Annotated in this window: 17 protein-coding genes; all 17 read right to left on the reverse strand. The window is 62.4% G+C overall.

Annotated elements, in window-relative coordinates; all coding sequences use genetic code 11:
- Positions 1-28: 28 nt before the first annotated feature.
- The gene (locus MRX98_RS16255; RefSeq protein WP_246912295.1) at positions 29-1,264 is read right to left on the reverse strand and encodes a type II secretion system F family protein; all 1,236 of its coding nucleotides are present in this window, start codon (positions 1,262-1,264) and stop codon (positions 29-31) included.
- 35 nt (positions 1,265-1,299) lie between these two features.
- Positions 1,300-2,988 (reverse strand): GspE/PulE family protein, encoded by a 1,689-nt coding sequence (locus tag MRX98_RS16260; RefSeq protein WP_246912297.1) that lies wholly within the window; start codon positions 2,986-2,988, stop codon positions 1,300-1,302.
- Positions 2,985-4,520, reverse strand: coding sequence for an ExeA family protein (locus tag MRX98_RS16265; protein ID WP_246912306.1), 1,536 nt, complete (start codon positions 4,518-4,520; stop codon positions 2,985-2,987). Before MRX98_RS16265 ends, MRX98_RS16260 begins: the two co-directional genes overlap by 4 nt.
- 85 nt (positions 4,521-4,605) lie before the next feature.
- The gene (locus tag MRX98_RS16270) at positions 4,606-5,100 is read right to left on the reverse strand and encodes a hypothetical protein (protein WP_246912309.1); all 495 of its coding nucleotides are present in this window, start codon (positions 5,098-5,100) and stop codon (positions 4,606-4,608) included.
- Positions 5,100-6,236 (reverse strand): tetratricopeptide repeat protein, encoded by a 1,137-nt coding sequence (locus MRX98_RS16275; RefSeq protein WP_246912318.1) that lies wholly within the window; start codon positions 6,234-6,236, stop codon positions 5,100-5,102. Before MRX98_RS16275 ends, MRX98_RS16270 begins: the two co-directional genes overlap by 1 nt.
- Positions 6,233-7,747: a hypothetical protein gene (locus tag MRX98_RS16280; RefSeq protein ID WP_246912321.1), complete on the reverse strand. Its 1,515-nt coding sequence runs from the start codon at positions 7,745-7,747 to the stop codon at positions 6,233-6,235. The genes MRX98_RS16275 and MRX98_RS16280 overlap by 4 nt, the downstream gene beginning before the upstream one ends.
- The gene (locus MRX98_RS16285) at positions 7,744-8,310 is read right to left on the reverse strand and encodes a hypothetical protein (RefSeq protein WP_246912323.1); all 567 of its coding nucleotides are present in this window, start codon (positions 8,308-8,310) and stop codon (positions 7,744-7,746) included. The genes MRX98_RS16280 and MRX98_RS16285 overlap by 4 nt, the downstream gene beginning before the upstream one ends.
- Complete coding sequence (locus MRX98_RS16290) at positions 8,307-9,599, reverse strand: hypothetical protein (RefSeq protein WP_246912325.1); 1,293 nt, start codon at positions 9,597-9,599, stop codon at positions 8,307-8,309. Before MRX98_RS16290 ends, MRX98_RS16285 begins: the two co-directional genes overlap by 4 nt.
- The gene (locus MRX98_RS16295; RefSeq protein WP_246912328.1) at positions 9,596-10,069 is read right to left on the reverse strand and encodes a hypothetical protein; all 474 of its coding nucleotides are present in this window, start codon (positions 10,067-10,069) and stop codon (positions 9,596-9,598) included. Before MRX98_RS16295 ends, MRX98_RS16290 begins: the two co-directional genes overlap by 4 nt.
- 4 nt (positions 10,070-10,073) lie before the next feature.
- A complete protein-coding gene (locus MRX98_RS16300; protein WP_246912331.1) occupies positions 10,074-10,724 on the reverse strand; it encodes a prepilin-type N-terminal cleavage/methylation domain-containing protein in 651 nt (216 codons plus the stop codon).
- 482 nt (positions 10,725-11,206) lie between these two features.
- Positions 11,207-12,460, reverse strand: a complete 1,254-nt coding sequence (gene murA / locus MRX98_RS16305; RefSeq protein WP_246912343.1) for a UDP-N-acetylglucosamine 1-carboxyvinyltransferase — start codon at positions 12,458-12,460, stop codon at positions 11,207-11,209.
- A gap of 119 nt (positions 12,461-12,579) precedes the next feature.
- Positions 12,580-12,744: a hypothetical protein gene (locus tag MRX98_RS16310; protein WP_246912346.1), complete on the reverse strand. Its 165-nt coding sequence runs from the start codon at positions 12,742-12,744 to the stop codon at positions 12,580-12,582.
- Between the two features lie 12 nt (positions 12,745-12,756).
- Entirely contained in the window at positions 12,757-14,067 is a 1,311-nt protein-coding gene (gene qrcD, locus MRX98_RS16315) for a menaquinone reductase integral membrane subunit QrcD (protein ID WP_246912348.1), read from the reverse strand.
- Positions 14,068-14,229: 162 nt separating this feature from the next.
- Complete coding sequence (qrcC, locus tag MRX98_RS16320; RefSeq protein ID WP_246912351.1) at positions 14,230-15,066, reverse strand: menaquinone reductase iron-sulfur cluster-binding subunit QrcC; 837 nt, start codon at positions 15,064-15,066, stop codon at positions 14,230-14,232.
- 19 nt (positions 15,067-15,085) lie between these two features.
- A complete protein-coding gene (locus MRX98_RS16325; RefSeq protein WP_246912354.1) occupies positions 15,086-17,386 on the reverse strand; it encodes a molybdopterin-containing oxidoreductase family protein in 2,301 nt (766 codons plus the stop codon).
- A gap of 93 nt (positions 17,387-17,479) precedes the next feature.
- Positions 17,480-18,169, reverse strand: a complete 690-nt coding sequence (gene qrcA / locus MRX98_RS16330) for a menaquinone reductase multiheme cytochrome c subunit QrcA (protein ID WP_246912368.1) — start codon at positions 18,167-18,169, stop codon at positions 17,480-17,482.
- Between the two features lie 217 nt (positions 18,170-18,386).
- Entirely contained in the window at positions 18,387-19,229 is an 843-nt protein-coding gene (gene ccsB, locus MRX98_RS16335; RefSeq protein ID WP_246912371.1) for a c-type cytochrome biogenesis protein CcsB, read from the reverse strand.
- Positions 19,230-19,291 lie beyond the last annotated feature (62 nt).

Consider the following 19,291-nt stretch of genomic DNA (forward strand, 5'->3'; position numbering starts at 1 on the left):
GGAGCAAAAACGACCCCACGGATTTACCCTACATTGCCCCAACAGTGGAAACCAAATCGTAGATGGGCAGGAAGAGACCGATGATGATCACGGCGAAGATGGTGCCGGCCACCACCAGAACCAGGGGCTCGATGGATTTGCCGATGGTGGCCACGATGACGGCCAGCTTGCGGCGGTACTGCTCGGCGATATAGACCAGTTGTTCGGAGAGGGTGCCGCTGTTCTCGCCCACGCTGATCATGCGCACCATGAAAGGCGGAAAAAGACCGGCCTGCTGAAAGGCCGCCGCAATGCCGTCGCCGCGTTGCACCGTCTCCCGTACGCTGCCCATCTTCTCCCGATACACTTCATTGCGCACCGACGCCTCGAGAATGCCCAGGGATTGCAGCACATCGATACCCGCGTTGAACAGCATGGCGAAGTATTCGGAGATGTAGGCCAGGTTGGAAGATGAAATGATGGCGTGGGCGATGGGCAGCTTGAGCAGCAACCCGTCGATGAGCCGCCGACAGCGCCGGTTGTGCTTGTGTGCCAGCAGAACCGCCGACACAAAGCCGATCAGGCCCACCAGCATGTGCCACCAGTGCGCCTGGGCGAATTCGGCGGCGGCGATCAACCACAGTGTGATGGTGGGCAAATCCACCTCCAGCTCCATGAAAAGCCCCACGATCTTGGGCACCACATAGGCGAACCAGAACAGCATGCCGCCGCTGATGGCCGCCAGCACGAAGGCGGGGTACAGCAGTGCCTGCTTGGTGTCACTGCGGATCTGGTGCGTGCGCTGCAAATGCTCGGAAGCGTCCTTGAGCATCTGGTCCAGACGCCCGGTTTCTTCACCCATGCGGATCAGGAACACGACGCTGCGCGGAAAGATGCGGGGATGCCGTTCGGCCACCCGGGAAAAGGTGGCGCCCCCCTGAACACCCTCGATCATGGAGGCAAAGGCCTTTTCCAGGTCGGGGTGGTCGTCGCCTTTGGAGACCTCTTGCAGGGCGGTGATCAGGGGTAGGCCGGCGCGCAACATCAAGGCCAGGTTGTTGAGGATTTCCGCCACCACCAGGGTGGGCAGGCCCCGCTTGGGACGCAACTGCGCCAGGCGCAGCAGTCCGGAAGCCACCCTTCCCAACCGGGTGACGAACAAGGTGGTGCTGCCGTCCCGTTCCAGGTGATTGACCGCCGAGAGGGTCTCCTGGTAGGGCAGCTGCACGATCCCGGATGCGATTTTGCCTTCGGCGGTGATGGTCTTGTAGCGGAAGTAATTCATGCGAGCGCCAAGTCCATGGGTCGGAGTGCCTTTCGTTAAGCGGCTTCGTCCGAGGCCGCGACGCCGATCTGGCGGATGTTGCCCAGCACACGGATGGCCTCTTCGACGGTGGTTACGCCTTGCGTCACCTTACGGGCGGTCACGTCGAAGATGTCCACATATCCATTGCTGGAAGCCCGCTGTTTGATCATCGACGTTTCGGCATCGTTGTCGATCATTTCAGCCAGCCCCGGATCCACCGTCAACAGTTCGTAAACCAGGGTGCGGCCGAAATAGCCGGAGCCGCCGCACACTTCACACCCCTTGCCTTTGTAGAGTTTGTCGAGCCGCGGCTGTTGCAAATAGCGCTTCTCCCGTGCGCTCGGTGCGTAGGCGGTTTTGCAGGCTTCGCACACCTTGCGCACCAGTCGCTGGCTGACCACCCCGATGAGCGAATCGGCGATCAAAAAGGGGCGGATGCCCAGATCGCGCAACCGCGGAATAGCGCCGATGGCGCTGTTGCTGTGCAGGGTCGAGAGCACCAAATGGCCTGTGGTGGAGGCGGTGACGGCGGTGGCGGCGGTATCCTTGTCGCGGATTTCGCCCACCAGCATGACATCGGGGTCGTGGCGCAGAAAGTAGCGGATGGCATTGGCGAAGTTGTAGCCGGCCTTTTCGTTGACCTGGGTCTGGCGAATCATGGGAATGTCGTACTCGATGGGATCTTCCACGGTGACCACATTCTTGGCCAGCAGGTTCAAGCGGCGGATGCCGGCATACAAGGTGGTGGACTTGCCCGATCCCGTGGGGCCGGTGAGCAGGATGATGCCGAACGGTTCGTTGAACATCCGCTCGACCATGGCGATGTGCTCCGGAAAGAAACCGAGTTGCCCCATGCCCATGATGGTGCTCTCCATGGGCAGTACCCGCAACACCATGTTCTCCCCCTGGGGCGAAACGGTGGTGGAGACCCTGAAATCGTAGGGGTTGTTCAAAATGGTGGCGGAAAAGCGGCCGTCCTGGGGCAGCCGCTGCTCGGCGATGTCCATCTGGGCCTTCATTTTGAAACTGGCCGTCAGGCGGCCCAACTGCAGCGGCAGGGACATCACCGGCACCATCACCCCGTCCACCCGGAACCCGATTTTGATGGTCTTGCGGGTGGGCTGAATATGAATGTCGGTGGCCCGCAACTTGATGGCCAGGTGCAGCAGCAAGCGGATGAATTGGTCCATACCGCGGGCGTTTTCGGCATCCTGTGCCAGCACGTTGATTTCGGTTTCGATCAATTTTTCGACCGGGTTCTCTAAAAAATAGTAGAAACGGTGGATGGCGTTGACCACCTTGGACCGCTCGGCGATGTGCATCCGCGGCACCAGCCCGGTCTGGCGGCCGATCAGCTGGCGCAGTTTGTCGTCGCTGACGAAGTAGGCCGCCACGTCGATTTGATTGCCTTCCCGTCGCACGGGTAGAAAGGTGTTGTTGAGGCAGATGTTCTTGTTGAAGATCTTCAACACTTCCGGATCGGGCATCAGGGTGTCCACATCGATGAACGGCACCCCGCTCTGCTCGGCCAAGGTGCCCACCAGGTCGGCCTGGGTGACGAAGCCCAGGCGCTCGAACAGTTCGCCGAGGATCTCTTTGGTGACCTTCTGTTCCTGCAGGGCGAACTGAATCTGGCCTTCGCTGATCAGGCCCTTTTCCTTGAGCAGTACACCGATGGGTTTGCGTTTGGGGGTCTCGTTCATGACAAGTCCGACTCCTGAAGATGGCTGAGCAAAAAGAGAGTGGCGGCATCGGGAAAACCCGACGGCGGCAGGCCCGCCCGGCGCTGAAAATCGGTCAGGCCGTTTATAAGGCGCTGATCCACCGTTCCGTCGGGTGTCTCGGCATAGTGCCCGGCGGCGCTCAACAATTGTTGCAGGTCATGAATCTCCGCGCCCTGGTAGCCCTCGAAAAATCGTTGGACGCGCAGGTCGGGCCGCCACCACACCAGCCAGACGGCGCCGCCATCGGCGCCGGCGGGCAGAGACAAGGCGCCGCAGCGCCGCCGCAGCGCATCGTTCATCCGGGACAGCTGAATGAGCCGATACCCGGTTTGGTGGTAGGTGCGTTCGGCCCACAAAGAGAGGTTGCCGCGGGACCGGGCGGTTTCGAATTCGGCCGCGCGATCCGCCAGACCCGCCAGGCCGAGAAAACGGGCCACGGGGGTCTGCGCCGCGGCAATATCTTCAACCACGGGGACCGTGAGCGTGGTGCCGGACGGCGTCGCAACCTTTTCCTGGGTGCCGGGAATATGCACCGCATGAAAGCTGCCGTTGAAAGGGGCGTTGGCCGCAACGTCGGGCCGCGTGTGCAGGTGCAGCCCCAAGAGACCGGCAACGAGGCACAGCGCCAGCGCCCCGTTGCGCACCATCACCGGCAGTCCCATCCACGGCCGGCGGCCTTTTGGCTGCATATCGGACCGAGCGGTTCGAACCACGGCTTTGTCGATGTGCTCGATGCGATCCCGGCACAAGGCGTAGAGGCAACGGTCCAGCAGCATGTTCACCTGGCGGAAATTGCCGGCTGTGCAATGATGGATCGCTTTGAGGGCGCCGTCATCAACACGGATGCGGCCCTGGTTACCGGCCCGATCGAGCTTGAAGGCGATATAGGCCCCCAACTCCCGGCGGTTCAGCGGCTGCATGACGTGCTGGATGGCCACCCGGCTACGCAACTGCCGCAGTGCGGGACGCTGCAGGGCCGCCCGCAATTCACTCTGCCCCACCAGCACGATTTGCAGCAATTTCTGCCGGCCGGCCTCCAGGTTGGACAGCATGCGCACCAACTCCAGGCTGTCATGGTCCAGGTTCTGGGCGTCGTCGATGATGAGGGTGCAGTTGATCCTTTTGCTATATTGCATCATCAAGAAATTGTACAACCGCCGCAGCTCTTCCCCCAGGGAAGCGCCGGAGCGCGCGCGCGGAGGTACCGGCAGGCCGAAGTCGCGATTGATTTCCCGCAACAGTTCCACATCCCGCAGGGCGGTGTGAAACACCAGGGCGGTGCACACGCCTTTGGCTTCCAGCAGGCGCAGCATGCGGCGGGTCAGTGTGGTTTTCCCAAGCCCCACCTCTCCGGTGAGCACCAGAAACCCTTTGCGGGCGGCAATGCCGTGCACCATCTCGACCACCACCTGTCGGATGTAGTCGGAAACGAAAAAACAGGCGTCGTCGGGGGCCACCGGAAAGGGGTGGCGCCGCAGTCCCAGTGCCTGGCAGGGATGGAGCGGGGTCATGGTATCACCTCCACGGGGGTTGCCGGCAGCCGCTCGCGCTCCGTGACTTGCACGGCACAACGTCCGGCGCGGCCATTCATTGCGTTTAATAGCGCCATTGGATGTTCCAGGTCATGCCATCGGCGCTGGGCGCGGCGGTCCATCGTCCCTTGTCCGGATCGGCCTGCCCGTCGATGATACGGTCCAAACGGCGCATGGTCTGCTCGGGCACGTTGAACAAGCGCATCTGTCGGGTGGTTCCCAACAGCAACAAATTGCGCGGGGCCTTGCCGAAACGGCTGAGCCGATAGATATAAGGGCTGTCCGTATTGCCCCTTGGGACGACAATGCCTTGGCCTCGCATCAAGTCGACCAGGGCGGCCATATAGGCCGCCGGATCGTCCAAGGTCACCGCGGGCCAATCGGGTTGTCGCTGCCGCAATTCGGTCAAACCGCTCTCCCAGAGGGCCAAATAGTCCCGGTAAAAAGCGGCATCCCGTGCATGGTGGATCATGCCCCGCGCACTGAGCACCACCAGCACGGCAACGGCGGTATAGATGGCCGCAAAGAACAGTTTGTCCGCTGCCAACCCGGCCCGCATCAGTTCAACCGCCGCAGCAGTTCCGCCACTTGCAGGTTGTCCGGGTGCGCGCGGCGCAACTGATTCAGGCGCGCCAGGGCCTGCCCGCGTTCACCGCTGCGCGCTTCGATCAAGGCCAGATTGATGCCGGCTTCCAGATCGCTCTCATCGGCATCGGCCACCTGCTGAAACAAAGTCCGTGCGGCATCCAGGTCGCCTCGCCGAAAACGCCAATAAGCGTGCATTTTCACCACATAGGGATCATCGGCACCCTGCGCCTGTGCCAGTTGATCCAGCAAGGCACGGATGGTGCCGTTATCATCAGGGTTCAAGGCGACGGCGGTCTCCAGATCGGCCACCAGCCGGTGGATGCGGCTGCTGCGCTCGCGGGCTGTCCGGCGGGCGTGTTCCAGCCGGGCCTGCTCCGCCGACCATTGCGGCGGCGACCGGTCCGGCCGGGCAGCGCGCTCATCGCCCGCCGGCGGCGACCCTGCCGTTGCCGTGGCCGACACCGCGGAATCGTGTTCAGGGCGGCCCTCAGTGGCGACGGCGGGCGCCGACGCCGCCGCAGGGCGTTCATCGAACCCGTCTTCGGCAGTGGCGGTTACCGTGGCGGTGGTCGGCATCCCAGGAACCGCTTCTGCTTGGTCGGGCAGCGCGCCGGATTGATCCACCCCTTGGGACGACGGGCTATCGTTGTTCTCTGTTCCAATGGCGGCCGTGAACGACATGGGTGCCGCATGGGGCGCGTCGGCAGACGCGCTGCCGGGCACCTTGATCGGCGACGGCGCCCCGGCCGGTGAAGCGTCAGGGGGGAAATAGGTTGCATCGGCGACGGGCGCAACCGTGGGCGACGGTGCTTGCGGCACCGACTGAACGGCCGGGGACGAAGGGACCGGGACGGCGTCGCGGGCCGCTGCGGCGAATGGCGCACCGTTGGTTTGCAAACGGTCCGTCAGGTGCCGGGTGCCCCACACGGCGCCCAATCCGGCCAACACCAGGACCAGGGTAAGGGCGATCACCCACCATTTGCGGCCTGACGGGGCCGAAGGGGTTTCCGGCGCCGAAGACGACACCGATGCTGCCGGCGGCGCCTCCCCGTCGTGGGTTTCGGCATCGTTGTGCAATTGCCGCAAGGCTTGGTAAATGAGGCTCATACCAGCGTCACGCTCAGGATGATCACCAGCTCGCGGGCCTGTTCGCTGCGCATCCGGTTTTGGAACAGATATTTGAGCACGGGCACCCGGCCGAGGCCCGGCACTTCCTTGTCTTCGCCGGTGCGCCGCTGATCGATGAGGCCGCCCAGAATGGCCACTTCATTGTTGCGCATGGAGATGTTGGTGCTGATCTCCTTGATGCGCACGCGGGGCAGCGAAATGCTGTTGTCGGTGCCATTTTGTCCGCCGACCGAGCGCGGCTGAAGGCTTTCTTGGTCCACCTCGCTCTGGATGGGATTGATCAGCAGCGAGATGCGGCCGTCGGCTTCGATGAAGGGCACCACCCCGAGAATCAGGCCGTCGAACACCGAAGAGACCTCCACTTCGGTGGTGATATCGTCGGTGGCGGTGGTGGAGGTGCGGGTGCGCCGCACGCTTTTCTGGTAGCTGTAGGAGGTGCCCACGCTGATCACCGCCGGTTGGGCGTGCTTGGAGCGGATGCTGGGGTTGGAGACCACGTGGGTGTCGCCATAGGTGTCCAGGGCTTCCACCACGGCCTCCACGGCCAGTTCGTTGCTCTCCTGGGAAAAGAGCAGCCCTTGGCCCGATCCCCAACTGAGCAGCGTTGTGTCGATGAAGTCGGCTGCGCGGCTGCGCAGGGCGGACCAGTTGATGCCGTAGCGGTGCTCGTCGGAGAGGGCCACCTCGATGATGCGGGCTTCGATTAGGATCTGGCGGTCCAGCATTTCGGTCAGGTGGTTGACCAGCCGCGCCACCGAACGAATGGCCGCGGGCGTGTCCTTGACATAGAGACCGCCGGAAATCCGGTTGAGGGTGTAGCTGCCGCTGGGGGACTTCATGGCCCGCAGGTTCTCTTCCAGCAGGTCGTACACATTGCCTTTGCCGGAGGTGCGACCCACCAGCTTGACGTTGCCCGACAAGCCGCCGATGGAGATGTTGTCGCCCGCCCCCAGCACATCGCCACCCACGGCGAACTCCGAAACGGTCTCGATGTTGAGGAAGTTGAGGTTGAAAAACTGCTCCTTGAACGGTTGCACCCGGATCACGCCGTCGTCCACTTGGTGGTAGAGATCGAAACTACCCAGTACCTCGCGCAGCACCCGGGCCGCCGACACCTCTTGAAAGTGCAGCGTCAACAGTTGATCGTCGGTTTTGACCGCCGGGTCGAAAATGATGTTCATGCCCACCACCCGTGCCAGGGCATAGAGCACCGACTGCACCGATGCGTCCACCATGGAAAAGGAGACTTTGTGGGCCTCCAGCGGATCGAAGGCGGGCCGCACCGGCGCCATATCGTGCAGCGGATCGGGCGCCCGCTGGAGCTCCCGGCGCATCTCGGCTTGGCGCCGCTCCAATTCCTGCGACTTTTCCCGCATCTGTTGGCGCATGGTCTGCTGCGGATCGGGCTGGTAGTCGTCGGCGACCCGTCCCGTGGCGCATCCGGTCAGCAACAGCAAAGCCGTCAGCATTCCCCAAAAGGCATGCTTCATGAGTGTCCCTTCCCATTTCCTGCGTGGCGTTCATGGTCCGAACCCGGTTCCGGCGACGCGTCCTCGGGCAACAGCACCCAGCGGGTCTCCTCGCCCTTGGCGAGCAGCACCCCGTGGTGCGCGATTTTCACAATCTCGCTGCCGTCGGGCAGCGGATCCCCCTCGGCGTACAACCGGTCATTGAGCAGGCAGTAGCGCAGGGGGCCGGCCATCATGGTGAGGTTCAGGTGGTAGATACCGTCAAGGGCTTTGATCCGTCCGTCGCCCTGCCCATCATCCCCGGCCGGAACGCCTTGGCCGAACAGTACCAGGGGCGGCCCCTCGGGGGCCGTTGGCGACGGCTGCGCCAATTCCGGCAAACGCACGGCGAGGGACTGCATTGTGTCCAACTGCGCCGCGCCGGGCACCCACAGTTCGGTGGACGGCAACGGACCGCGTGCCGCCCGGTCCTTTGTATTGATCGGGGTTTGCCACCCGCCGCCCCAGTAGTAACCGGCGCCGACCAGCAGCAGCGCCAGGGCCAGGATCAGTGTGAGCATGCCGCGGTGTTTGGGTCTGATCATAGCGGCCGCCGCAATTTCAACATCAGCTGGGAAACAGTGATCCGGGTATCGAAACGGCTCTCTTCGATCCGGTACCCCCGCTGCTGCAAGTGCCGCAGGTAGCGCCGGTACTGCTCGTGGGCCGACTCGAAGGGCGACGCCACATCGCCGGACAGCGCCACCCGCAGCACCCCCGAACCGTATTCGAGCTTCAATTGGTTCAGACGCAAGCCCTCGAAGGGCGACGCGGTCAAGTCGTCGAGCACCTCCCGGTAGGCCGGCCGGCGGCGACCGCGATCCAGGGACTGGAGAAAATCGAGCTGCGCGGTGAACGCCTCGCGGGAGGGGGTGGGCAATGTCTCCAATTGCACCTCGGCCATGCGGCGTGCCAACTGGTCGCTGTGCCGTGCCAATTGCCGCGCATCGTCGCGCAGAATGAACCATCCGCCGGCCAGCGCCAGCAACAGCAAGAGCAGCATGCCATTGACGGCCGGCGCCCAGCGCCGTGCGGCATAAAACGTCTTCTCCGCCGGCGGCGAAACGCTATTGCGCAATGCCTGGTGCGCCGCGGCGCAGGGCCACGAAAGCCGCTGGGCGGTGTCGCCCACCATCCATTCTTGATCCGCATGGACCTCGATCCGCTGCCGCCACTCCGCCGGCCAATCCGGCATGTCGGCGGCGTCCAACCAATGCAGCAAAATCACCCTGGCCACCGACATGCCCGAATCTTCTTCCACCGAAGCGATGTCGTTGCGCACATTGTCCCAGAGGGCTTGCAGCTGTTCCGGCGCGGTATCGAAGGCCACGCAGCGGTTGGCGTAATAGACCTGGTTGCGATGGCCGACAATCATTTCGGCAAATCGGTCGTGGCGCAGCACCACGGCCACCGGTTCCCTGGCGCGGCGGCGTTGCAACACGTCCCACAACACGCCGTACATGGCAAACACAAGGGTGCTGTGATCGCCCTCCCGCAGCGCCTCCAGGTAGAAGCGGCTCTGGCGGGTGGGTACGGCGGTGAAGAAGATGTCGGTGCTGTTGCGGCCCCGCTTCTTTTTCCAGTGGGTGAAAATCTCCACCGGCTCGTCGAATTCGCCGGACTCCTGCAACTTCTTGCGCACCAGCAGCTCGGCATAGCGCACGGGGGCTTCCACGGTCAGCAAACGGCTGGCGGCCTCGCGCAAATCGGTGACCAGCCACTTGTCGCCGGCAACGGCGGTCACGCTCTCCACCGGCGTCAAAAGGGTGCCGTCCAGACGGTACACTTCCCCGTCCATCTCGAACAGCCGTATGCTATCGCTTCCGGGTTTCATTCTTTTTTGGCCACAAACTGCCCTTTAATCGACAACCGCACATCGCCCCGGTCGGCGGACGATCCCCGCCGGCCGTCGGCCGTCGGCCCCTCGGCCAAGATTTCCAAAGACGCGGGCCAGTAGTAGGCGACCTGCGAATCGGCGCACTGCTCGATGAGTCGGCGGGCCGCCTCGAAGGGAAACGCCCCTTGCACATTGACATTGTAGAAGAGCCAATCTTCGCGTTGCAGGCCCAGTTGCGCCACCCGCTCCTCGAAGGCGCGCACTTGCTGCAACTGCTGCCGCTGGCGCACCAGCGCCTGCCGGCGCCGGTTCAGCTCCTGCAACTGTACCTCACGGGTCGTCACCTGGGTGGCCTGATGGTCGCGCAGCGCCTTGGCCGACAACATTTGTTGTCCGGCCAAGGCGCTGCCGAGAACCAGCAGCAGGGTGATCGCATAGTGCCCGAAGCGTCGGATAAAGCACCTCACGGGATTAGAATTGCATTTTCCAACGGGCGGTGTTGGTATTGGTTGCCGGCGTGTCACCGGATGTATCCCAGTCGTTGGTACCATCGGCATTGATGAAATCACCATCCGTGCCATCGGCCTCGCCATCGATCATGGTGTCCAAGGCGATCGCAAGCTCCGTGGGAAGCTCCTCAATTTCCATATAATTGTAACTAGGATCACCATCTTCGTATAAAAACTGGATTGTCAATCTGTTGGTATTGCCCTCGCTATTGACATAACGGTATTCATAGGGCGTGTCCGGCACATTGCTTACTGGTGGCGTAAGCCCCACTTGGCGCAAGCCCCTGTATGCAGTGGCAGCACCGCTATCTACCAAGGCATCTCTGCCGGCATTGGTGTCCGCTTGACCGTCCTGTCCGTCGGTAGCCGGATCCACACTCGCATCCTGCGTATCACCTAAAATGCGACCTGTTCGGTCATAAAAATTCAGGTAGACAAGCCGCCACTCGTTAAGGAATTTCGAGTAAATCTTCTTCTGTTCGGCGCCGCGCACCAGATCCTTGCCTTTGACCACGGCGCCGATGATGATGCCGATGATGATCAGCACCAGGGCCATTTCCACCAGTGTGAAGCCTTTGTTCTGTCCCAACATTCGTCGCATGTCCTGCATCATGATGTGTCACCTCTTCTTCTTTTCGATGATTGAAAGCCTGAAGGGCGCTTGCCCTTCTCTCCTGAGGGCTGTTTTCAAGGATTGACGAACCGACGTTTATCATCTGTACAGCCTGCCAGGGAAAATCCTCTCTATGGGTATCGGTTAACCAGTGCTTCAACTAAAGCGAGGGGTAACAGAGATCATGGATGCCCCTTGCCACATATGGCAGCATGCACTATTCGTGCCCAAAGCCATATACACATCAACTACTTGTATTATTATCTTTTTTTGCGCCACAAAGAAAATGGCGTCAACAGACCGGCGTCATCCCGAGTTGCGGTTGCGGTCCGTTGCGTCGCGATGTTGACGGCGCTGAAGGTGTTTGCAGGAGGGTTGGATCGGAAGTGGCGGCCATCGGCCATGGCACATTGGGTTGGGCCGGGAACAGGAGGTTCCGACCTCCCCGCGGGGCACGGCAAACCGTTCCCCGGCAGGTTCGATCACCCCTTCACCCGCCGGATGGCGGCGCCCAGCTGCTGGAACTTGCGCTCCAGCGACTCGTAGCCCCGGTCCAGGTGGTAAACGCGATTGACCTCGGTGGTGTTCTCGGCGATCAGGCCGGCCAGGATCAGGCAGGCGCTGGCGCGCAAATCGGTGGCCATCACCGGGGCGCCGGAGAGCCGTGAAACCCCTTTGACCAGGGCGACGTTGCCGGTGACGGTGATGTCGGCGCCCATGCGGTGCAGTTCGCTGACGTGGATGAAACGGTTTTCGAAGATGGTTTCGGTGATCAGGCAAGAACCGCGGGCCACGCTCATCAGCACCATGAACTGGGCCTGCATGTCGGTGGGAAAGCCGGGGTAAGGCAGGGTTTTCAGGTCCACGCTGTGCAGGGGCGCGCATCCCTGCACCCGGATGCCGTCGTTGCGCACTTCGATGCAGGCGCCGGCCCGCCGCAGTTTGTGGATCACCGCTTCCATGTGATCGGGTTCGGCGCCGTGGATGGTGACATCGCCGTTGGTCAGGGCGGCGGCGGCCATGAAGGTGCCCGTCTCGATGCGGTCCGGGATGATGCGCGCCTCGACGGGGTGCAGCCGCGCCACCCCCTCGATAACGATGTCGGGGGTGCCGGCGCCCTGGATGCGTGCGCCCATTGCATTGAGCACGTCGGCCAGGGCGGTCACCTCCGGTTCGCAGGCGGCGTTGCGCAGCACCGTCGTTCCGTCGGCCAGGGCGGCGGCCATCATCAGGTTTTCCGTGCCCGTGACGGTGACCATGTCGAAGTAGATCTCCGCGCCCCGCAGTTGCTCGCACACCGCTTCCACGTAACCGTGGGAAAGTTCGATGGTGGCCCCCAACAGCTCCAGGCCGCGCAGATGCAGATTTATGGGCCGCGCCCCGATGGCGCAGCCGCCGGGCAGGGAAACCCGTGCTCTTTTTAAGCGGGCCACCAGGGGTCCCAACACCAGAATGGAGGCGCGCATCTTGCGCACCAGGTCGTAGGGCGCCTCGTGGTTGTTCAGGCCGGCGGCATCCACCCGGACCGTGTGATCGGCCATCTCGCAACGGGCGCCCAGGTGGCTGAGCAGCTCCATGGTGCTGTGGATGTCCCGCAGATCGGGCACATTGCTGAAGGTGTTGGGCCCGTCACAGAGCAAAGCGGCGGACAATATGGGCAGGGCGGCGTTCTTGGCCCCGCTGATGGTGACACTGCCTTTGAGGGGATGGCCCCCTTGAACGAGAATTTTATCCATGGCTCTGCTTTGCGTTGATTCCGCTTCGGCGCGGAAGCGGAATGGAAAAGCGCCCCGACCCGCTGGTCAAGGCGCTTTGATGTTCATCGGGAGTCACTGTCTTTTACTTCACGCCGGCTTCAGTGGTGCTCGTCGTGACCGTGTTTGCCCTGCATGGTGTCCACCACCGATTTGATGATGCAGAAGGTCATGCCCATGCCGATGATCGACAGAACGACCCACAGGGCGCCGTGAAACACATAGTGGCCCATATCCCAGACCCATTCGAACAGAAATGGCAGCATGCGCGCTCCTCCTTATGCGGATTGCCCTTCCGCGACCACCGCTGGTGCCGGTTCGGGCAGTTCGGCGGCTTCGGGGGCGTCGGGGGTGTCAATGGGGTTCAGCTCACGCTCCTGCGGAAAAATGGGCAGGTAGCGATGGGAGATCATGATCAGGATGATGCCGTAGGTGATGGGCAGAATGGTGGTGGCCACCTCCTGCCAACTGGGGATGTACATCACCCAGCTGTCGAAGGGCATCACCGGTGCGGCCAGGGTTTGGAGCACCATGACCCAGCGGTTGAGACAGACGCCGACGATGCCGAGCACCAGGGCGGCCACCCGCGTGGTGGGGTTCTCGCGCGTCGCCTTGAAGATCAGCAGCAGGCCGGGCAGGAAGCCGCAGATGATGATCTCCGTGAACAGGATCCATTTTCCGTAAAGCGGATTGTTCTGGTAGAAAAAGGACCATTGCAACCCCTGGCTCGGGGCGGTGGCGAACATCCAGTAGAGGGTGTCGATGCTCTTGGCGATGATGTAGGTGAAAATCATCCAGCCGGAGATTTTGGCCACCATGTGGATCACTTCGTCCTTGACCAGCTTCTTGCGGGTGATCTTCTCGGTCAGCCAGGTGACGAACAGGGTGAAGGAGGGGCCGAAGGCCGCGGCGGACCAGGTGAACAGAAAGAAGGTGTAGGGCCAGATCAGGATGTGCTCGCGGAAGGAAAAGGGCCGTCCGAACAGCACGCCGGAGACGCCGCCCAGGGACCCTTGATGGAAAAAGGAAAGGAAGGCGCCGGTGGCGGCGAACACGGCCATGGCCGAGTGCATGTTGTGGGTCAGATTGGCGAAGAAGGGCACCTTCTGGATCTGGCGGTTGTCCAGGGCCAGGGGGATGTACTCGATGGTCAGCACGATGAAGTAGCAGGTGAGGCAGAAAGCCACTTCGGTGAGCATGGAGTGCACGTTGGCGTGCCAGAAGATGAACCATCCGCGCAGGGGCTGCCCCACGTCGATACCCAGGATCAGCTGGGCGGAGCTGTAACAGATGAAGCCGATCAGCACCGCGTAGTTGATGATGTACTTGAGTTGATCCTTGCCGAACACATATTTCAGCAGCCCGGTGAAAAACGCGCCACCGCCCAGGGCGATGACCGCCAGGTCGGCCCAGATCCAGAGGGCGAACCCGTAGTAGTCGTTCATGTTGGTCTGGTTCAATCCCTTGATCCAGCACAGCAACATGGCATAGACGCCCCACAGCATGACGGCGCCCACCAGGGCCAGTGCCAGGAGGAATTTCCATAGGGAACACCGTTTGACGCCCTCGGGTATCAATGCAGAATCCATACGGTTGTGCTCCTTGTTCTCCTTGCGAAAATTAGTGTATCGGCAACCCTTGGCAGCCTGTGGGTGTTTGCCGCGCGTGCTTACCGGGCGGCTTCACTTGCCGGGCATCCCCGCCGCGAACCGTTGCATCCCGATCCGCGGACAGCGCCCCCGGCTCGAACATCAATGGGCGCCCCGCGGCGCGCCGATGGTGCCGGGCGCCTCGTTTTCCAGGTAATTGTCGCCGGCCCGCCGGACCCACTCGCGACTGGAAAGGTAGTAAACCTTGGGGTTGGTCCCAAGCCGTTCGAGCAGGCGAAAGGCGCGCGGATTGCGGGCCTTGTAATGGTTGTCGGGATCGGGCTGCACGATGCGATATACCTCATGGGCCGGGTCGTTCAGGTCACCGAAGACGATGGCGCCGGACGGGCAGGCCTGGGTGCAGGCCGTCTGATACTCCTCTTCCCGGATCGGCCGTTTGCCTTCCAGATAGGCCTTGTCCCGCGCCAGTTGGTAGCGGTGGAAACAGAAGCTGCACTTTTCCACCACGCCGCGCATGCGCGGGGACACGTTGGGGCTGAGGGAACGCTCCATCCCCTCGGGCCAGATCGGATCCCACCAGTTGAAGTAGCGGGCATGGTAAGGGCAGGCCGCCATGCAGTAGCGACAGCCGAAACAACGGGTGTAGATCTGGCTGACGATGCCGGTGTACAAGCTGTAGTCGGTGGCCGTGGCCGGGCAGACCGACACGCACGGCGAATGGCCCTCGTGTTGACCGGCGCAGTGCTGGCAGGGACGGGGCACGTAGCACACCTCGGTGTCGGGGAACGGCTTGCCGTTGGTGATTTTGTAGACCCGCAGCCAGGTGATGCTCAGCAGCTTGTTGGTTTCGTCCTGTTTGAAGGACACGTTGTTCTCGGCAAAGCAGGCCACCATGCACGACCCGCACCCGGTGCATTTGTCCAGGTCGATGGCCATGCCGTATCGTTTGGGCCGTTGTTGCGACTGCGTCTGTTTCATCAGAACCTCATTTCAGCAATTAGGCTTTGGTCAGCTTGGCCCGGATACCCCAAACCGCGTCCAGACCGGATGCCGGATCCTGCACCGAACCGATGAGTTGGTTGATATTCACCCCCTTGCCGGACAGATAGGCGTCGTAGGCGGTGTGCCCCATACCACGCGGCAACGCCAGCAGCCCCGGCATGATCCCCTCGCTGAGGTGGATCCGCACCCGGGCTTGCCCCACGGGCGTGCTCAAAAGGGCGCCCTGCCCTTCCCGCAGTCCCGCCTGTGCGGCGGTGGTGGGGTTGATCTCCACGCAACCGTCCTGCTCTTTGAGGACCGTATCCTCGACGATCTTGACCATGAAGGGGGGATCACCGGCGTAGCCGCTGGCCGTGCGGATGGAGTCGAAGGGCACCAGGGTCAACGGGTGGCCCGCTTCGTCCGACAGGGTAGCGTTATCGGCCATGAGAACGGCGCTCAGATCGTCGTTGAGCAGGGCCAGCCGTCGCGCCTGCGCTGTGGCGGCGGCGGGTGCGGCAGGCGCATCGGCGGCGGCCGGTACCCCTTCCTCCGGACCGTTGTGGTTGGTGGTTTCAACCGCCGCGGCAGCGGCAACCGGGGCCGCGGCGACCGGTTTTTCGATCCAGAAGCCCTTGCTGTCCATGGCGCTCCAGCGATGGGCCAGGGTGTCGCGCAGGCAGGTTTCGTAATCGCGCCAGGGGAATGCGGCGGCAACCGGCGCCGGCAACGCCTTGGCGATCCGTAAAATGGTGTCGCCGGGGTGTTGGGTTTTATAAAGCGGCGCGACCACCGGACGGCAGAGGCGGATCGTCGGCTTGGCGCCGCCCCGGGTGACCGGCACGTCTTCGTAGCGCTCGAGGTAAAGATGGCTGGGCAGAATCAAGTCGGACTGCATGGCCGTTTCGTCCATGAAAGAGGAGAAACTGACCACGAAGGGGATTTTGCCCAAGGCGGCCTTGACTTTGTCGCTGTCGGGCAGGTTGTGGCAGGGGTTGGCTTCGGCCACCAGCAGGGCCTGCACCGCGTCGGGATCTTGATCGATACGCTCGATGAAACGGTGCATCAGGTGACGCACATGGGGAAAGCGGCTGCCACCGGCTTCATCGAGCCGTCCGGCGCCCATGCCGGCGCTCGCCACGGCGTCGCTCGCCACGGCGGGCCACTGAATGTAACCGTTGGCGGCGGGGTGGATCTGCATGCCGCCCGGTTGATCGATATTGCCCACCAACGCGTTGAGGATCTGGACCGCCAGCGCCTCTTTGAGGCTGCCCGGCATCTCGCCCTTGCCCCGGCCGTGCAGGGCAACGGGCCGTCGGGCGTCGGCAAAGGCCAGGGCGGTGCGGGTGATGGTCTCGGCATCGATACCGGTGGTCTGGGCCACGTTGCGGGGCGCGTATTTGTCGCGCACCATGCGCGCGAAACCGTCGAACCCGTCGATGCGGTCCATGGCGAAACGGGCATCGAAACGTCCCTGACCGATGATCACATGGGCCATGGCCAAGGCCAGGTCGGCTTCGCTGCCGGGCTGGGCGGCCAGCCAAGTGTCGGCCTTGGCTGCGGTGTTGGACAGCCGCGGCTCGATCTGCACCAGTGTGCCCTTGCGCTCGCGCATGCGGGTGACGGCCCGGATGGTTTGCACGGGCGCGCCATAGCCGTCCATCAAGGCGCAGCCGAAGCTGAGGATGAAATCGGTTTTGTCCAGATCGGCGACGGTGTAGGCATCGGTGCCGGTGGTCAGCCGCAATGCGGCTTCAGCGGAATCGTCGGCCGAGGGCATGCGCAGGAAGTTGGGGGAGCCGTAGGCGGTCAGCAACCGTTGCAGCAGCTGCGCCACGGTGCCTTGATCGGTGGGCGCGATGGCCGCCAGGGCTTGGGGGGTGCCCTTTGCGCGTATCTCCGCCAATTTGGTGACCACCGCGTCGATGGCCTGCGCCCAGGTGAGGGTGCGCCAATGGCCGGCGCCGCGATCACCGACCCGCTGCAGGGGCGCCTGGATGCGGGTGGGGCCGTAGAGCAGTTGCAGACCCGAGAGGCCCAAAGGGCAGATACCGCCGGCGGGTCCCTTCTCGCCGCGCCCCTCGATCTTCACCGCCCGGTTGTCCACTTTGCGCACCTGGATGGCGCAATGGCCGGGGCAGAGGGTGCAGGTGCTCGGCGTGTAGCTGTAGGCCCCGTCGGGCGGCACCGGGGTCCACGGCCAGTTCTGCGACCAAATGGCGATGTCATCGGTCAGTTTCCAGGGCAACGGGGAGAGCGCGGTGCCCGCGGCGCCGCCGATGACAAAGGATAAAAAGCATCTTCTGGACAGTTTCATAGATTTACCTCGGCCTGTGTCGCTCATCGCTGGTGGAAAAAGGTTACCGGGATATTTTCACAGCATCCCGCCCTGTCGTGCCCGGGTGTAAACTTACTTGTGGCACACAAAGCAGGCGTCGCGACGGGTTTGCTCACTCGAATCATGAATATCGGCGTATTGCGCGTGACACTTGGCGCAGTCGCTCATTTTCATGCGATCCCAGCTGTTGACCTTCAAGCCGGAAATCTTGCGCCCCCAGATGTCCCTGCTGTAGCCGGTGAGGCGATTCTCTTCATAGGGCCGCAGGGATTCGGAGGTGCCGGTGTTGCCGTGGCAGGTCACGCAATCCATTCGGGCGCCTTCCACATGGGCCGCATGGGAAAAGAAAACGCAATCCGGCTGGCGGGCATATACAAGCCAAGGCACTTCGCGGTCCTTGGCGACGTACTCCTCGAAAAAGATCTTCTCGTTCTCGCTCAGGCCCAGCCGCTGATCGTGGCAGGAGATGCACTGGGCCAGTTTGGGGGAGCCGGAAAAAGTGCCGTCCTCACGGAAGAAGTGGCAACTCTGGCACCCCTGGTCCACCAGTTCCATGTGCAGGCGGTGGTTGAAATCGATGGGTTGGTTTTTTTGACTGTAGAGCAGTTGGGGAAAAATCAGCCATCCCAGGATCATGCTCGCAGCCATCCCCAGGATGAAAAAGAGGAGAATGTGGGGGATGGTGTGGGTTGTCGCGCTGGGCGAAGGGAGGTGGGCATCGCTGTCGGCACCGTTGGTTTTGGGATCGTCATTGCTGCTCATGGACACTCCGTCATGTTGTTGGAAATCCGAGTCACGCTTTTATTGCACCCATGGACAGGGGTTGCCCGTACCGCGGCGTACCTGCCATATGCAAAACGGGCCATTGCCCGATCGATGCTTGATTATTTATGAGATCATCCAATGCTTTGCGGCGTTTGTGCCAAGGCGCCACGAAAGGCCTTTTACTATCCAGACCGCCTCGATTTGTCAAGTCTAATCATGCATAGCTGTGCAATCCCGACAACAGGAAGTTGACCCCGAAATAGGTGAACAGCACCGCCGCGAAGCCGATGATGGAGAGCACGGCGATCCTTTTGCCGCGCCAGCCGCGCATCAAGCGAAAATGGAGCAAGGCGGCGTAGATAAACCAGGTGATCAGGGACCAGGTCTCCTTGGGGTCCCAGCTCCAATAGCGGGTCCAGGCCTGTTTGGCCCACACGGCGCCGGTGATGATGCCGACGGTCAGAAAAAGGAATCCGAACATCACCAGCTTATGGGTGATATCGTCCAGCACCAGGGCCGACGGCATCCGCAAGCCGCCGTTGGCGGCGGCACGTTTCTCGTCGCCGGCCTTGATCAGGTACATGACGCTGACGGCGAAGGCCACCGCGAAGGCCGCATAGCCGAGAAAGCAGGTGATCACGTGGGCGATCAACCAGTTGCTCTGAAGGGCGGGAATCAGCGGCTGGATCGATTTGTCCGGTGAAAGGGAAGCGTAGGCCATGGTCAAAAAGGCCAGCGGCACGGCGAAGGCGCCGATGGTCTTGTTGCGGTAACGGTATTCCACCCACAAGTAGATGACGCCGATGGTCCAACCGAAAAAGACCAGCGATTCGTAAAGGTTGGACAAGGGCGCGTAGCCGTATCCCGTGTGCAATTGGTGGGATTCGTACCAGCGCAGGAGAATACCGAAGGTGTTGGCGACCACGGCCAGAACGGTCACCCGGGTGGCCAGGCGGCCCGCCGTCGGTTTTTCGAAAATCCAGGCGAAAATGTATAACACCCCCGCCAACCCGTATATAAAGGTGGTGATGGAGAGAATCAGGGAGTTGTAGGCCATTGTGTGTCCTCGATTTTGTTATGTCTGCTGAAGCCGCGGGTCGTACCGCCGGCTGAGCGGTG

The organism is Desulfatitalea alkaliphila (genome assembly GCF_022968795.1).
GTDB classification, from domain to species: domain Bacteria; phylum Desulfobacterota; class Desulfobacteria; order Desulfobacterales; family Desulfosarcinaceae; genus Desulfatitalea; species Desulfatitalea alkaliphila.

Bases quoted from the DNA above. Each gene is read 5' to 3' on its own strand.
- MRX98_RS16255 (WP_246912295.1), bottom strand. From the start codon at position 1,264: ATGAATTACTTCCGCTACAAGACCATCACCGCCGAAGGCAAAATCGCA.
- MRX98_RS16260 (WP_246912297.1), bottom strand. From the start codon at position 2,988: ATGAACGAGACCCCCAAACGCAAACCCATCGGTGTACTGCTCAAGGAA.
- MRX98_RS16265 (WP_246912306.1), bottom strand. From the start codon at position 4,520: ATGACCCCGCTCCATCCCTGCCAGGCACTGGGACTGCGGCGCCACCCC.
- MRX98_RS16270 (WP_246912309.1), bottom strand. From the start codon at position 5,100: ATGCGGGCCGGGTTGGCAGCGGACAAACTGTTCTTTGCGGCCATCTAT.
- MRX98_RS16275 (WP_246912318.1), bottom strand. From the start codon at position 6,236: ATGAGCCTCATTTACCAAGCCTTGCGGCAATTGCACAACGATGCCGAA.
- MRX98_RS16280 (WP_246912321.1), bottom strand. From the start codon at position 7,747: ATGAAGCATGCCTTTTGGGGAATGCTGACGGCTTTGCTGTTGCTGACC.
- MRX98_RS16285 (WP_246912323.1), bottom strand. From the start codon at position 8,310: ATGATCAGACCCAAACACCGCGGCATGCTCACACTGATCCTGGCCCTG.
- MRX98_RS16290 (WP_246912325.1), bottom strand. From the start codon at position 9,599: ATGAAACCCGGAAGCGATAGCATACGGCTGTTCGAGATGGACGGGGAA.
- MRX98_RS16300 (WP_246912331.1), bottom strand. From the start codon at position 10,724: ATGATGCAGGACATGCGACGAATGTTGGGACAGAACAAAGGCTTCACA.
- murA (WP_246912343.1), bottom strand. From the start codon at position 12,460: ATGGATAAAATTCTCGTTCAAGGGGGCCATCCCCTCAAAGGCAGTGTC.
- MRX98_RS16310 (WP_246912346.1), bottom strand. From the start codon at position 12,744: ATGCTGCCATTTCTGTTCGAATGGGTCTGGGATATGGGCCACTATGTG.
- qrcD (WP_246912348.1), bottom strand. From the start codon at position 14,067: ATGGATTCTGCATTGATACCCGAGGGCGTCAAACGGTGTTCCCTATGG.
- qrcC (WP_246912351.1), bottom strand. From the start codon at position 15,066: ATGAAACAGACGCAGTCGCAACAACGGCCCAAACGATACGGCATGGCC.
- MRX98_RS16325 (WP_246912354.1), bottom strand. From the start codon at position 17,386: ATGAAACTGTCCAGAAGATGCTTTTTATCCTTTGTCATCGGCGGCGCC.
- qrcA (WP_246912368.1), bottom strand. From the start codon at position 18,169: ATGAGCAGCAATGACGATCCCAAAACCAACGGTGCCGACAGCGATGCC.
- ccsB (WP_246912371.1), bottom strand. From the start codon at position 19,229: ATGGCCTACAACTCCCTGATTCTCTCCATCACCACCTTTATATACGGG.